The following is a 12967-nucleotide window of genomic DNA, read 5'->3' on the forward strand; positions in this document are numbered from 1 at the left end:
TTATTTTAACATTCTGCAAAATGCTCAAGTATAGAATTCTTATGTGAATAGCTTAACCAGATATGGCGTTTTGGACGCAAAGCCTTCTGCATACGAAATCAGTTTTCGTTGACCCAACAATGAGTCGCGAGCTTTTACGCGTTCCACATATCCCTGATTTAAGGGTGTGGATACTGTATCCTTTCCAGGTGCTGCCTGAAATTGCGAAGCATAACTCAACAAAGACCGTTCTTTGGCTTCATAATGCTCGGTGATATCCACAATTAAATCCGTTCTGCCAATATCATTAATAAAATAAAAATATAATTGCTCTACCTGTACCGCAGGATTTTCTGGCATAAAACGTCGCAACTTGGCGTTAAATACCGCTTCCTCTACTAACTTACTGCACATGACATGGTCTGGATGCCGATCCTCCCAATAAGGAGCAAATACGACTTTCGGTGCATGGCGCCGTATTTCTGCTGTAACTGCAGCTACATGTTCTGGAGTTACATATAATCCACGATCCGGCAGACCTAGATTCGTCCGCACGGCAAGTCCGAGTACTTTTGCAGCGTGTTCTGCCTCTGCCATACGAGTATCCACATCACCATTGGATGACATTTCAGCCCGCGTCAAATCGCACACGCCCACCTTTAAACCAGCGGCTGTATGCTTGGCAATCGTGCCTCCCATTCCTATTTCTGCATCGTCGGCATGAGCTCCGAAAATCAAGATGTCCAGTGTCATTTTATATCACCTTGCTGGTCAATCCCCGGTTTATATTTATGTACCAGCTCACGCCAAGCAAAATCGCCACGGTCTAGCGCCTTAACCAGTATTTCAGCAGTTGCAACATTGGTTGCCAGAGGAATCCCTTGTACATCACACAGACGTAACAGGGCGCTAATATCCGGCTCATGCGGCTGGGCCATAAGCGGATCACGCAAGAATATAATCAAGTCCATGTCATTTTGTGCAACCATAGCCCCGATTTGCTGATCTCCTCCAAGCGGACCGGACATGAAACGGTGAATTTGAAGCTTGGTTTGCTCCATAATGCGCAGACCTGTTGTACCTGTTGAAAATAACTGGTGATCTGTAAAAACATGCTCATAGGCCGTTATGAAATTTACCATTTCATCCTTTTTTCGGTCATGCGCTATAAATGCAATCTTTAACATTCAAAGTTCCTCCTGCCTCATTCTATAATTTCGTTCGTCAAATCATTCGCGTATTCTTAATCGATGTAATGCTCAAATCCATACACAAGCCCTGGCTGCTCCATGACCTTCTGAATACCGATTTTAACACCCGGCATATAGCCCGCTCGTTCATAAGAATCCTGACGAATTTTCAGAGATTGTCCAAACCCTCCGAAGATTACTTCTTGCTGTGCGAACACACCGGGAAGACGGACACTGTGAACACGGAACCCTTGATAGTACCCCCCCCGTGATCCTTCTAACGTTTCTTCCTCTTCCGGGTTACCCTGTCGTAGCTCTTCACGCTGTTCGGCGATCAGCTCTGCGGTCTTAATAGCTGTGCCCGATGGCGCGTCCAATTTTTGGTCACCATGATACTCGATGATTTCCAGATGTGGGAAGTATTTCGCTGCCTGAGCCGCAAACCGCATCATCAAAATGACTCCAATCGAAAAGTTCGGCGCGATCAGACCACCAATTTGCTGCTCACGACACTGCTTGTCCAGTTCATTAATCTGTTCGGGGGTAAACCCTGTCGTTCCGATAACCGGACGTACTCCATACTTGATAGCAAGCGCTGTATGTGCGTACGCAAAACGCGGCCCCGTAAAATCGACCATGACATCCGCTCTACTATCCAGTAAAGCCTGCTCCACGTCCTCCACAATAGCGATACCCGCTTCCGGTAATCCGACGAGAAGGCCGGCATCACTGCCGGCATGTGTTCTGTTCACTGCGGCCACAAGCTGTAGTTCCTCATCCTGAAGAACCAATTTGACAACTTCACGGCCCATACGCCCTGCTGCTCCTACAACAGCCACTTTTATTGGTTCTGACATATCCCTACAACTCCTTATGCATCCATTTGTGTTAGATCTGTTCATTCATCTGCTGGCATAACTTCTTCATGAGGTTGGCAAGCTGCACATTGTGAGGAAACAGTGCAGCCGCCTCGCGAGCAGCCTGCACAGCTAGCTTATACTCATTCAATTCATCATAAATCAATGCGAGCAGCAAAAAAGCATCCCCACATAACGGATCGAGGGCTATTGCTCGTTCCAGTAGCAAAATCGCATCCTGACGCACCTGTGGCGTAGCTCTGTCGACATCCAGCATTTTTCTGGCCTTCTCCGTATGCTGCCTGGCTTCCTGCGCATGCAGATGGAGAACATATTCATCCTGCTGTGGAGCGAGACGAACCGCATGCTCTGCATATGCGAGAGCCTGCTCCAAACGACCACTACGAGCATAGGTAACCGAGCACCGGAAATAATGCTCCGCATGATCAGGCTGGGCTGAAATTGCTTTTTCAAACCATTCCACGGCCTGCTCAAAATCGTTCTGCAAAATGCACTGATAAGCTTTCTGAACGTATTCCTCCGCCTTCATGACACTGCACCTCCGGGTAACCGGTTTGGTACAGCATATGTACAAAACGCCTAATCGGTGTCCTTTTTGGTCCAGCGATTCGCGTCACGCGTGTTAAATTTTTGTATGACCTTATCATGAGCCTCGGTCAAATTTATACCTAGCGAGTTCGCAAAGCAAACTGTGATGAACAAAATGTCTCCCAGCTCCAGCTCAATCGAATTGTCCGCCTCATCCGTTTTTTTCGGTTTCTCACCAAAGGAGTGATTGACTTCCCTCGCCAGTTCCCCGACTTCCTCAGACATCCGGGCCAACATCGCCAAAGGGCTAAAATACCCTTCCTTAAATTGAGATATATACTGGTCTACCTCACGTTGAATTTCATCTAATGATTTTTCCATGAAACACGCAATCCCCCCATGTGCAGGTTTATTCATATGTTATCGTAAAGCACATTTTAAAACAAATTTTTTTTAATTGTGTACTTATGATCCCAACTTACAGTCATCAGTCTTTTAAAGCTACCGTAAAAAGGTATACTACATATAAGGAACTGCGATTTAGCAAAATCAGCATGATGTCGTTCTTCCTTAAACTGCTACTGCGAGGGATCATATGAAGATATCCAAGTCCATGGAACAGCTTAAACTGATTTTACCCATTGTGCTCGGGACCGCCATCTATGCATTCGGTCTGCTTTATTTTATAATACCCAGTAAACTGATGGAAGGTGGTATTACAGGGATCACCCTGCTGCTCAATTATGCTTTTTCGATTTCACCCTCTCTCTCCACATTGCTGCTGAACATTCCTTTATTTTTAATTGGGTGGAAAATGCTTGGGGGCAAGCAAATTCTATATACAGGGGTAGGTATCGGGTCGCTCACTTTTTTTCTGTGGTTGTATGAAAAAATGATTCATTTCGGATGGATGGGAACATTTCAAACTGAACACGATTTTATACTTTCTTCATTATATGCGGGGGTTACGCTTGGGGCCGGATTAGGTATTGTGTTCCGCTTTGGCGGCACCACGGGCGGCTCGGATATAATCGCTCGTATTCTAAACCGGAAGTTTGGCTGGAGTATGGGAAGGATTCTGCTGGTCATTGATATCGTCATTATCGGTGCTTCACTACTTTACATACCAAAAGAAAAAATTCTATATACATTAGTCGCCGTGTTCATCGCGTCCAAGATTATTGATTTTATACAAGAAGGGGCCTATTCTGCCAAAGCCTTTATGATTATCAGCGACCACACGATGGACATTGCGGATATTATTATTAGGGACATGGATCGTGGAGTTACTATTATTCCGGCTGTAGGTGCATTTTCCAAGCAGGCCAAGCATGTTGCCTATTGTGTCGTGCCTCGTCAGGAAATACGACGTTTGCACCAAATTGTTAAATCGGTTGATCCACGGGCGTTTATTATCATACAGGATGTGCATGATGTACATGGAGAGGGGTTCAAAGAGGAATAGCCCGGAAATCCGGGCGATGGGCTAACCTATATGGATGGCTCAGCAGCCAACGACGCGAATATTCGAATTTTGCATCGTTATCCAGAGAAACCAGCTCGATATTTACGATAACCTGCATAGGCCAGCGCCAGCAGAACAATCATGCCGATTGCCAATTCTGCCCGGCGCTCACTTTCACGCGGGATAAATGGCGCCAGGGCAGAAGCGTCTTTTTCACGTCCAAACAAGGCATTAAACGTCGGATTTCCCTGATCCAACGCCCCTCTAATCGCTGAGGCATCTGCATTTTGCTGATCCCCCAATCCTTTGACGTAGGAAATCCATGAATCAGCCCGGACAACTTCACTTGTTCTGCCATGAATCAATGCTGCTGTACGGATCGTCTCATAGTGGTCCTCCAGCACCGCGGCTCCAGCTTTGAAACCCTTCATGTTGCCTTTAGCAAACTGGCTGTTCAAGCCACTAACATCTTCTTTTAAAATCTTATAATACTGCTGCCATAAGGGCTGACGCGGATGTGCAAGCGCATCTGTCGCAAGTCGTAAATTGGCCGCAGCCTTCACCCATTCATCCGGTGATGCTTGGACGGACTGTGTAGCTTGCTGCACCTCAAGGATGCTGCCAGACAAAGCATGAATGGCCTCTACAGATAACGCTGCTTGCACCTGTCCAGTGCCAAACCATCGACTCACTTCGGCTACATCCGCGCGCGCTTTTTCAATGTTCCCGTCCATCACATCTCGGTACAGTATCGCAGCTGCATGATCCAGTTCCTCAATCTCTTTTGTATTTCCTACGGGTTTTGACTGATCACGCGCTTCTGCCACACCTGGAGGGACGCAGACGGACAGCAGCAGGACCATAGATAAAACAACACTCGAAACAATACGTATCATAATTTGAAACGCCTGACCCCTAATCATGGGACATCCCTCCTCACCTTACTGTATGGCAAGGTTACCGAGACTAGAACTTGCTTTAGGACAAATGGTATCCCCCTCAAAATCTGCAACCACAATCGTGTCATATTGAGGTATATACATAAATTTATCTTTAAAAAACGAGATGCCATAGAATAAAACCAGCCAATCACTACTTTTCGCAGCAAAAAGTGAATACGGATTTAATCTAGCGCTTTTATTTTTCAGTAAATTTAAATCCGACTGCTCCTCTATGTTCAATTTCTCAACTTTAATGTCTACGTTGTTTGCGGTTACTTTCCGGTTTAATTGATATTCTTGTGCCAAAACAAACCCGAATTTAGGATGAAAATTCTTCACCCTATCATTGCGAACAAATACATAGCATCACAGTTGCCCTGCCGTACGTAAGGGATATATTTATCATTCCAAAAGCCCAATTGATACCAAGCTTCAAAATCAAAGCCAAAACTTTGTTTGGCTAAATGATTAAAGCTCTTTCTTATTTTATGATCATCACGGTTCCTTTTTTAAATATATATTCTTTTTGGTTTATAACAATGTTCATCTTTATTTCTCCACTTCTACTCCCATTCGATTGCGCGCAAACATGGCAAGCCATGCCGCTATAATACTGACAAGGGTCAGCATATAGGTAAAAGCACGCACTTGTGGTACATCATCCGTTAGCGTCTTCGGAAGATACGGATATATACCAAATGTATAATCCATTGTATCATTTAACAATGTCCAGAGTGTGGCTAGGCATAAAGCAGTCCATTTGCAGGTGAAAAAACGCACGAACAGCAGTGCTTCGACCGCCATTGCCGTGTGAGATGCCACCAGCATCCAATCCTGCCATATCATATGTCCCCCCTGCGCAACTCCCCAAAAAATAATAGCTGAAGCCCAGATGCCATATTTTACACTCGTGACAACAGCCAACGCCTCGATGATCTGGCGAATGACCTTCAAACTCTTGAGACGCGGAGAATAGAGCAAAAATGCTATAGAGATCGTAAAAAACAGACTCGCCGTTGGACTATCAGGCACAAATACAATCTGCCACATTGGGTGATAATTTAGTGTATATTCCAACTGCCCCCCATACCATATGTACCCATACACCGTTCCAACCAGATTACACCAGAACAGCAGCCACAAAAAAGGCCGGCTCGTCAAGAACGACCGGCTCCACAAATAAGGTAACGACACGTCCTTCATCCTCCGTTCATACGACAGTTGCCTTGTACAGGTCCCATCCTACAAAGACTATATCATATCCAAGCGTATCAAAAAAACCTGACCGCCGCTACAGTCAGGTTTGATGATCATAATCTTGAACTAAAGATTCGTCTGAAATCCAACTTAGGATTCCTAAGATTGTTCTAACTCATTGCTTTCAGCTCATCCGTAAGATGACGAAAAGCTACTTCATCTCCGGAGGCTAGCGCCTCATCAATATCCTTGTAGAGTTTTTCACTCCGGTGTTTACGTAATGCCTCGTCCAAAACCATTTCAGCAGACAGGCCCAACATTACTTCATAAGTAACCTTCATTTTATCCATAGGATGCACCTCCAACATGAGTTTAAGAGATCCTATATTCTTTTCCTTTCGCCACATAGCTGAGTGCCGTTCGTGACATCCGCTGCAAATCTGCATCTGTCAATTCGCGCACCACTTTGGCAGGTGTACCGAGAGAAAGAGTATAGGGTGGTATTTTGGTATTTTCCGTAACGACCGACCCTGCTCCTATTAAAGCATATTCACCAAGCTCCGCTCCGTTGAGTACAATGGCCCCCATACCGATTAAAGTGCCTTTGCCTACCGTACAACCGTGGATTATTGCAGCATGACCTACCGAAATATCATCCGCCAGCAACAGGGGCTGATCCGTGTTCACATGTCCCACGACACCGTCCTGAATATTGCAGCGTTCACCGATGATGATAGGCGCCATATCTCCGCGCAGTACGGCATTAAACCATACAGAGGAATCTTGACCGATCGTTACTTTTCCGACAATTTTTGCTCCTTCTGCCATATAGACAGATGAATGGAGCTGTGGCATGTTTCCGTTATAGTGAATCAGCAACAACTTCACCCTCTCATTTTGGGTGAAATTCTATCAACATGTGTGCTGCTTGTCAATGGAGCCGTATACCCGAGTCGTTCCGCCCAATGCGGCACTCTCCCGCCAACTTCAGCCCCCAGGCCGTCATCTGTACAGATGGTCCCGTCGAATGTTCACCCTGACGAAGCATACCCAAGTGAAGCATCATTCGTATAATCCTCTGATCAAAGACCGAACGGGGCGTATCATAGTAAAACGGTCGAATCAGTGGGCCGATATGTACAAAAAGCGACTCTGAGGACGTCCAGGGCCTGGCACATTCTCCAATCCAATAGACTAGAGACAGCAAATTAGGAACGGCTCCTTTATACAATCTTAACCAAAACCTGAATAGCTGTATCATTTCTTCCTCAATTGTATGCTCCTGATGCGCTTCTCCCTTTGCCGTCAGCACAACTTGGTCCCCTTTCTCCTCAATGTACTTGGAGTGACGGGCATAATCATAAAGTAGTGCCATTCGGTCTGGATAAAACTTAAAAGAGGAGCCATACCCGAAACGCCATCCTCCCTTACCCAAAAGCGGCTCCGCAATGTGCAAATGTTCCATCAGCTGCTGCTGATTGCGACGATACCAAGCTCCCTCGGGATTTAGCGGAACCTCATGCTGCCCCATGTATTGAAGGAAAAGCCGTAAATCCTCTGCCAGCAGATGCCCTTCATCCCGGTACGACGGCGGTTCGCTTACCCGGGTCATTCCGTTTTGGAAGTCATGTACCATAACACGTCGAAAGCGCTCCTTCATATCCAACGGAATTTGGAACAAATACCTCGTATTGTGCGTCGAACCGTTGAACAACCAGCCACTAGAACGCAGACGGGTCACAATATCCCTTGGCCGCTCACCAGGATTCTCGTCCTCCTCAACAGACTGTTTGGCTATTGCAATCAATTCCTCCATGCTGAAATACGGTCGGTCATCGAACAGCAACGCGTTCAAAAACCTTACCTCTGACAACCTCAGCTCCTTGACCTGCGTCTCAAAAAAACTACTGCTGCCGAGCTTCGTCAAAATCCCCTGGATCAACTCATGTTTGGAATTAGGTTTACAGTCACAATCGTAATACACCGCGATTCTGTTCAAATGCACAATATCCGCAAATGTCAGCATATCCGCCAGATTCATTGTTCCATCGCCTCGTCACTGGACTGTCATCCGGAATTGATTCTTACCTGTTGTACCCACAGCTTTGACGGATTGTTCAGACTCTAAACCTCTTTTTTGCAAAGGTATAATTAAAAAACAAAAAAGACCACGACTCCTACGATAAGTAGAAGCCTTGGTCTTTTACTAACTTTTTGAGTTACAGTCACTTTTCTCTTGCAAATGCTTCGTGCAATTATACAAAAGTGGTGCCCAATCCATATCCTCACGCTGGAGTACACTAAGTGACAAATTGCCGATTCGTTCCGTGAATTTTTCCTGATACAGAGCCTTATACAAATTAGCCAAAAAACCGCCGTGGGAAACGACCAGCAGATTCTTGTCCCGATTTTCCGTCCAAATGGCTTCCATAAAAGCTAGTCCGCGAAGCTGAAGATCCGCATCGCTTTCCTGCCCTAGATCCAGCAGATGCCAGTCGACTCCCCACTTCTCTTCACGCTCGGCCTGGGTCATGCCCTCGACCTGACCATAAGCACGTTCTCTTAGTCGATCATCAGGCTCTAACAACGGGAGATGCAGAGCAGAAGCAATAATCTCCCCGGTCTCTTTCGCTCTGGAGAGACTACTTGTAATAAGCCCGTCCCAATGATAAGGTTCTTCCTTTAATCGTTCTGCCAGCAAGCGTGCCTGCCGACGCCCTTCCTCATTCAACGGAATATCACTGTGACCCTGGATTTTCCCTACCGCATTCCAATCCGTCAATCCATGTCTGATCAAGCCAATAAGCATCGTGTCGTTTCCTCCGCTGTTTTGTTATTCAGGCATTGTTATGAATTCATATTGGAGCCCAGCTGTCCTGCTAATTTCTGACCCTTCTCGCCCGATGGATCCAGCCCAGAGAAAATAAAGCAAGCGCAAGTGCCAATACAGACAACAACATCCAGTATTGCGGATAAGTAGGAACAATGCTAGCAACCAGCGGGTCCATAATGCCACTATTCACATCTTTAATGTGGTATTGATATTGTGGAGATGTACTTGTAGTTTCCAACAGGCCTGTCGGTAAAATACCTGTGTCCATGACAGGAGCTGCTTGAGGGGGATTTTCCTGAGAGGAGCTTCCGTTCCAGTTCAAAAACAAAAAGCTACATAAAAATACGGCCAAGAAGCCGGCGATCCATACAGACATATACTTACGGGCTGCTGGGTTCACACGCGCACGTCGATGCTCGCCCGGAACAAGCCACGGTGATTCTTCATAAATTCGATCCATGACTCTGCGATTCATTGCCTCTAGCTTATCATCTGTTATTTCAAAGGAAATATCACGAATGGCGGACCGATTTTCTTTTGACAAATTCCACTCTTTTTCTTCCGAACCATGCTCCCACCCAGCAGACGAGCTTTTGGCCCGTCTGCGCTCCGAGTCTTGTTTCGATACATTTTTGCCTGTAGCGAACAAATCCTCAGTGTCCCTGGATTTCATTGGCTGCTCATCCCTTCGTTTTCCTCATAGAGAGGCTCAAAAAAATAAGGCTCCAACTGCGTCTTCACACTGGATCTTGCCCGGAAAAGCAATGACTTCACTGCACTGACCGTCTGTCCTAAAATAGTCGCAATCTCCTGATAATCCAATTGCTCATATTCACGCAATATCAGTGCAGATCGCTGCTTCTCAGGCAATCTATTGATCGCTTCACGAACCATTTCTACCTTCTCGCCGCGAAGGACAGCCTGCTCCGGAATTACATCCGATGGAGCTACTGGTACATAACCGCTCTCCTCCAATGGAACCTGACCGCTACGGTGCTTGCGAAGCTCACTTAGCACCGTATTACGTGCAATCGTATATAACCAAGTGGAAAACGATGCGTCTACCTCGCGAAAAGAATGCAGGCTCCGATACGCTTTATAAAACGTTTCTGAGCACAAGTCCTCAGCAATCATTTCCAGGTTCGAACTTTTCAGCATATGATAAACAAAAGCTAAAATTTTACGTTGGTGCCGCCTCATTAATTCTGAATAAACCTCAACATTACCTTGTTTGATTTCCTGAATCATCTGGGAATCTGTCATCATCCGAGTGAGACCCTCCTCGCCCATACATGTGCTGTTTTCCCGTTCGATTCTGTCTATATATACCGAACAGGTCAAAAAAAGTTGCGCCCTCTGCGCAAATGGATGAAACAGCATCATGGAACATTTATTATTTTCTTACCCTATGTAGTGCCAACATTAACGGTGCTATCCCCAACAATATTCAACATCCAAAATGGACTTACCCATTGTACCACAAAATGTCCATCAGTAAAAAAGTCCAAAATCCCCACGATTTCTATCAATGCCTCCCTAACGCTGGTACCTGATTCATTTATACAGCTTTTCAGGGGATTTTAGATTTTTTCAAGATTAAATGACAAACCCATTGAAAGTGTTCTATTCAAATGCATCAATAAGGATAAATACACATAAAGAAAACGCTTTTAAAAAAATATTGACAAAATGAAAACGTATACATATAATAAAAGTACAGTATGGTTTCTCTCCACTCCTATCCTACTCAGCTACTTCACTAAAAGTAGCTACCACCCGGGGCTTTACCCGGGTGGTCTTTTTTTGTTTTCCAATACTCCTCTTTACCTTACTCACCTACCCCATATGTAGGTTGATAAAATACATCAATATTTTACCAATTATTTGGTTGTCCCATTAAAACACATTATTATATAATTAATTTTTTCAATAGATAGGGGGCAGGAAATGAATAATAAGTGGAACAAGGCTGTATATAAGATTTGGTCTCCAATTTATGATAACTTTTTCAATTCAGGTAGCTTCCTCAATTCTAGAAAGATCATATTTCAAGAAAAGTCATTTAATAGCGAGCAAAAAATACTTTTTGTAGGTGTAGGAACTGGAGCAGATTTAGAATTAATAAATCACTACGGGCTGGATATTACTGCCATAGATTATTCACCTGAAATGCTTAACAAAGAAAAGGGTAAATTTACCAACAAATCCATAAAATTCTTGGAAATGGACGCTCAACAAATGAATTTTATGGATGAGCAATTTGATATAGTAGTAGGAAGTTTAATTCTCTCAGTAGTACCTAACGCAAATAAATGCTTCGATGAGATGGTGCGGGTTTTGAAAAAAGACGGGGAAATTATTATTTTCGATAAGTTTTCTCCTAAAGGAAAAAAGCCCTCATTATTCAAAAAAACGATAAGGCCCGTTATTAAGGTGTTAGGAACCGATATAGGGTTGAATTTTGAAGAACTGCTTGAAACCCAAAAAACAAAACTGCGGATCAAAGAGGATGCACCTATAATGTTCAACGGTATGTATAGAAAGATAGTAATTACAAAATAACGCGTAGCTCCACTACCTCTTCAAGTAACAAAAAAGCGAGCGAAGAGAACCTTCACCCGCTTTAGATCTTTTCTTACTACTTCACTCCCAGAAAGTGTGGTGCTTTTAAGGCGGTCCATAGCGTAGAGGTTCATTTGAATCTGGAGAAGCGTAGCGTTCGCCTTTGCCGCCGGATTTTCCCATTAAAGAATCTGATCGAAAAAAATCCGGCGGCAAGAGCGATCGTAAGATCAAATGAATCGCGAAGCGGCCTCCTTAACGAACATCTCACTTTCCTTCCTATACCACCACTTTATACCCCATCGAATCCAGCAGAATCTTGGCACGCTCCCAATCCTGCTCTTGACGGAAGGAAAGCCGCATGATGCCTGGGACATCCTCCCGGCTTTCAATGATTTGCATATTGCTCAGATTAATGCTGTGATTACCGAGTTCCATAGCAATTCGCCCGATAATCCCTGGGGTATCCGGTACATCAATATACAGATCAAACGTGGAGACGATGACTCCTTTGCGACGCTCTGGCAGTTCACTGCGGAAGTGCCCAGCTGTCAAAAACTCGTCAGCTATTCCCTCACCGTCTTGTATTCTCAGTAAATGGGTAAAACGCTCAATCTGTTCGTTCCATTCTTCCAACAGGCCTAGTAAAACTTCACGATTGCTCAGTAAGATGTCCCGCCACACAACCGGATCACTAGAGGCTATCCGTGTAATATCACGGAACCCGCCCGCAGCCAATGTACGGTACAACGGATTTTCATCATTGTGCTTTCGCACCTGATTCACCAGCGCCGCTGCAATAATGTGCGGAAGATGGCTAATCGCACCGACAATATCATCATGCATATCAGGTTGGACACGCACAACATGAGCACTAGTATATTTTAATAAACGTTCCAGTGAACTGTATGCTTCCTCAGGCACACCCTCTGCCGGGGAAAGCACATAATATGCGTTTTCAAATAACAATGCGGAAGCTGCCTTTACACCGGAACGCTCCGAACCGGCCATCGGATGACCACCGATAAAGTAAGCGTTGCGCAAAGAAATTTCTGATGCTTTTTTGGCAATTGCCGATTTCGTGCTGCCTACATCAGTAATAATACAACCCGTTTTAAGCGGTAGCTTGCTTAACAGTTCGAGATAATGTTCCAATAAGCCCACAGGTACGCATAAAAAAATAAAATCGGCATCCTCTGCCGCTTCTTCAACCGAAAGAGTCGCGGTGTCCACGACACCACGGCTTAACATCGGTTCCATCAGTTCAGGGAGATGGGCATGGCCGACAACAGTAATATCCGGCTTCCCTTTAAAACAAAGTGCGAGGGACCCACCAATCAGTCCCACGCCGAAAATGGCAATCTTCATCAATTATCAAATCCCATCTGCGGAAA

17 protein-coding genes are annotated in these 12967 nt (G+C 45.0%); 2 read left to right on the forward strand and 15 right to left on the reverse strand.

Going from position 1 to position 12967, the window contains the following annotated elements; all coding sequences use genetic code 11:
- Nucleotides 1–39: 39 nt before the first annotated feature.
- The 5 genes from bshB1 to MHB46_RS25600 are packed head-to-tail and all read right to left on the reverse strand — an operon-like array spanning nucleotide 40 to nucleotide 2956.
- Complete coding sequence (bshB1, locus tag MHB46_RS25580) at nucleotides 40–732, reverse strand: bacillithiol biosynthesis deacetylase BshB1 (RefSeq protein WP_061829194.1); 693 nt, start codon at nucleotides 730–732, stop codon at nucleotides 40–42.
- A complete protein-coding gene (mgsA, locus tag MHB46_RS25585; protein WP_013310694.1) occupies nucleotides 729–1166 on the reverse strand; it encodes a methylglyoxal synthase in 438 nt (145 codons plus the stop codon). Before mgsA ends, bshB1 begins: the two co-directional genes overlap by 4 nt.
- A gap of 56 nt (nucleotides 1167–1222) precedes the next feature.
- Entirely contained in the window at nucleotides 1223–2026 is an 804-nt protein-coding gene (gene dapB, locus MHB46_RS25590; protein WP_069289816.1) for a 4-hydroxy-tetrahydrodipicolinate reductase, read from the reverse strand.
- A 31-nt stretch (nucleotides 2027–2057) separates the two neighbouring features.
- Nucleotides 2058–2576, reverse strand: a complete 519-nt coding sequence (locus MHB46_RS25595; RefSeq protein ID WP_013310696.1) for a tetratricopeptide repeat protein — start codon at nucleotides 2574–2576, stop codon at nucleotides 2058–2060.
- Nucleotides 2577–2626: 50 nt separating this feature from the next.
- A complete protein-coding gene (locus MHB46_RS25600; protein WP_341163909.1) occupies nucleotides 2627–2956 on the reverse strand; it encodes a nucleotide pyrophosphohydrolase in 330 nt (109 codons plus the stop codon).
- Nucleotides 2957–3170: 214 nt separating this feature from the next.
- On the opposite strand from MHB46_RS25600, the gene MHB46_RS25605 reads away from it, so the two are divergent.
- The gene (locus MHB46_RS25605; protein WP_069289817.1) at nucleotides 3171–4040 is read left to right on the forward strand and encodes a YitT family protein; all 870 of its coding nucleotides are present in this window, start codon (nucleotides 3171–3173) and stop codon (nucleotides 4038–4040) included.
- Nucleotides 4041–4117: 77 nt separating this feature from the next.
- Here the strand turns inward: MHB46_RS25605 and MHB46_RS25610 are convergent, their stop codons facing one another.
- The 9 genes from MHB46_RS25610 to MHB46_RS25650 all read right to left on the reverse strand — a co-directional run bounded on the left by MHB46_RS25610 (nucleotide 4118) and on the right by MHB46_RS25650 (nucleotide 10277).
- A complete protein-coding gene (locus tag MHB46_RS25610; RefSeq protein ID WP_341163910.1) occupies nucleotides 4118–4963 on the reverse strand; it encodes a sporulation protein YpjB in 846 nt (281 codons plus the stop codon).
- A gap of 18 nt (nucleotides 4964–4981) precedes the next feature.
- Nucleotides 4982–5287 carry a hypothetical protein gene (locus tag MHB46_RS25615; RefSeq protein ID WP_341163911.1) on the reverse strand — a complete coding sequence of 102 codons (306 nt, stop codon included), beginning with the start codon at nucleotides 5285–5287 and terminating at the stop codon, nucleotides 4982–4984.
- Nucleotides 5288–5530: 243 nt separating this feature from the next.
- Nucleotides 5531–6175 (reverse strand): DUF1405 domain-containing protein, encoded by a 645-nt coding sequence (locus tag MHB46_RS25620; protein WP_341163912.1) that lies wholly within the window; start codon nucleotides 6173–6175, stop codon nucleotides 5531–5533.
- Between the two features lie 173 nt (nucleotides 6176–6348).
- On the reverse strand, nucleotides 6349–6528 hold the full coding sequence (locus tag MHB46_RS25625; protein ID WP_013371655.1) for an IDEAL domain-containing protein: 180 nt from the start codon (nucleotides 6526–6528) through the stop codon (nucleotides 6349–6351).
- 22 nt (nucleotides 6529–6550) lie between these two features.
- Nucleotides 6551–7057 carry a gamma carbonic anhydrase family protein gene (locus tag MHB46_RS25630; protein ID WP_023989153.1) on the reverse strand — a complete coding sequence of 169 codons (507 nt, stop codon included), beginning with the start codon at nucleotides 7055–7057 and terminating at the stop codon, nucleotides 6551–6553.
- Nucleotides 7058–7109: 52 nt separating this feature from the next.
- Nucleotides 7110–8219: a hypothetical protein gene (locus MHB46_RS25635; RefSeq protein ID WP_341163913.1), complete on the reverse strand. Its 1110-nt coding sequence runs from the start codon at nucleotides 8217–8219 to the stop codon at nucleotides 7110–7112.
- A 165-nt stretch (nucleotides 8220–8384) separates the two neighbouring features.
- Nucleotides 8385–8987 (reverse strand): histidine phosphatase family protein, encoded by a 603-nt coding sequence (locus MHB46_RS25640; RefSeq protein ID WP_068941607.1) that lies wholly within the window; start codon nucleotides 8985–8987, stop codon nucleotides 8385–8387.
- A 70-nt stretch (nucleotides 8988–9057) separates the two neighbouring features.
- Entirely contained in the window at nucleotides 9058–9684 is a 627-nt protein-coding gene (locus MHB46_RS25645; RefSeq protein WP_254325417.1) for an anti-sigma factor, read from the reverse strand.
- Complete coding sequence (locus MHB46_RS25650) at nucleotides 9681–10277, reverse strand: RNA polymerase sigma factor (RefSeq protein WP_172828252.1); 597 nt, start codon at nucleotides 10275–10277, stop codon at nucleotides 9681–9683. Before MHB46_RS25650 ends, MHB46_RS25645 begins: the two co-directional genes overlap by 4 nt.
- 681 nt (nucleotides 10278–10958) lie before the next feature.
- Here MHB46_RS25650 and MHB46_RS25655 point away from each other — a divergent pair.
- Nucleotides 10959–11573, forward strand: a complete 615-nt coding sequence (locus MHB46_RS25655) for a class I SAM-dependent methyltransferase (protein WP_341163914.1) — start codon at nucleotides 10959–10961, stop codon at nucleotides 11571–11573.
- Between the two features lie 279 nt (nucleotides 11574–11852).
- Here MHB46_RS25655 and MHB46_RS25660 read toward each other — a convergent pair whose 3' ends face one another.
- On the reverse strand, nucleotides 11853–12941 hold the full coding sequence (locus tag MHB46_RS25660) for a prephenate dehydrogenase (protein ID WP_341163915.1): 1089 nt from the start codon (nucleotides 12939–12941) through the stop codon (nucleotides 11853–11855).
- Nucleotides 12942–12967: the final 26 nt, after the last annotated feature.

Source organism: Paenibacillus sp. FSL H7-0703, assembly GCF_038003485.1.
GTDB lineage: Bacteria > Bacillota > Bacilli > Paenibacillales > Paenibacillaceae > Paenibacillus > Paenibacillus polymyxa_B.

Coding starts and splice junctions, on each gene's coding strand:
- MHB46_RS25605 (WP_069289817.1), top strand. CDS start 3,171: ATGAAGATATCCAAGTCCATGGAACAGCTTAAACTGATTTTACCCATT.
- MHB46_RS25625 (WP_013371655.1), bottom strand. CDS start 6,528: ATGGATAAAATGAAGGTTACTTATGAAGTAATGTTGGGCCTGTCTGCT.
- dapB (WP_069289816.1), bottom strand. CDS start 2,026: ATGTCAGAACCAATAAAAGTGGCTGTTGTAGGAGCAGCAGGGCGTATG.
- MHB46_RS25640 (WP_068941607.1), bottom strand. CDS start 8,987: ATGCTTATTGGCTTGATCAGACATGGATTGACGGATTGGAATGCGGTA.
- MHB46_RS25610 (WP_341163910.1), bottom strand. CDS start 4,963: ATGATTAGGGGTCAGGCGTTTCAAATTATGATACGTATTGTTTCGAGT.
- MHB46_RS25635 (WP_341163913.1), bottom strand. CDS start 8,219: ATGAATCTGGCGGATATGCTGACATTTGCGGATATTGTGCATTTGAAC.
- MHB46_RS25660 (WP_341163915.1), bottom strand. CDS start 12,941: ATGAAGATTGCCATTTTCGGCGTGGGACTGATTGGTGGGTCCCTCGCA.
- MHB46_RS25600 (WP_341163909.1), bottom strand. CDS start 2,956: ATGGAAAAATCATTAGATGAAATTCAACGTGAGGTAGACCAGTATATA.
- MHB46_RS25655 (WP_341163914.1), top strand. CDS start 10,959: ATGAATAATAAGTGGAACAAGGCTGTATATAAGATTTGGTCTCCAATT.
- MHB46_RS25645 (WP_254325417.1), bottom strand. CDS start 9,684: ATGAAATCCAGGGACACTGAGGATTTGTTCGCTACAGGCAAAAATGTA.
- MHB46_RS25650 (WP_172828252.1), bottom strand. CDS start 10,277: ATGATGACAGATTCCCAGATGATTCAGGAAATCAAACAAGGTAATGTT.
- mgsA (WP_013310694.1), bottom strand. CDS start 1,166: ATGTTAAAGATTGCATTTATAGCGCATGACCGAAAAAAGGATGAAATG.
- bshB1 (WP_061829194.1), bottom strand. CDS start 732: ATGACACTGGACATCTTGATTTTCGGAGCTCATGCCGACGATGCAGAA.
- MHB46_RS25595 (WP_013310696.1), bottom strand. CDS start 2,576: ATGAAGGCGGAGGAATACGTTCAGAAAGCTTATCAGTGCATTTTGCAG.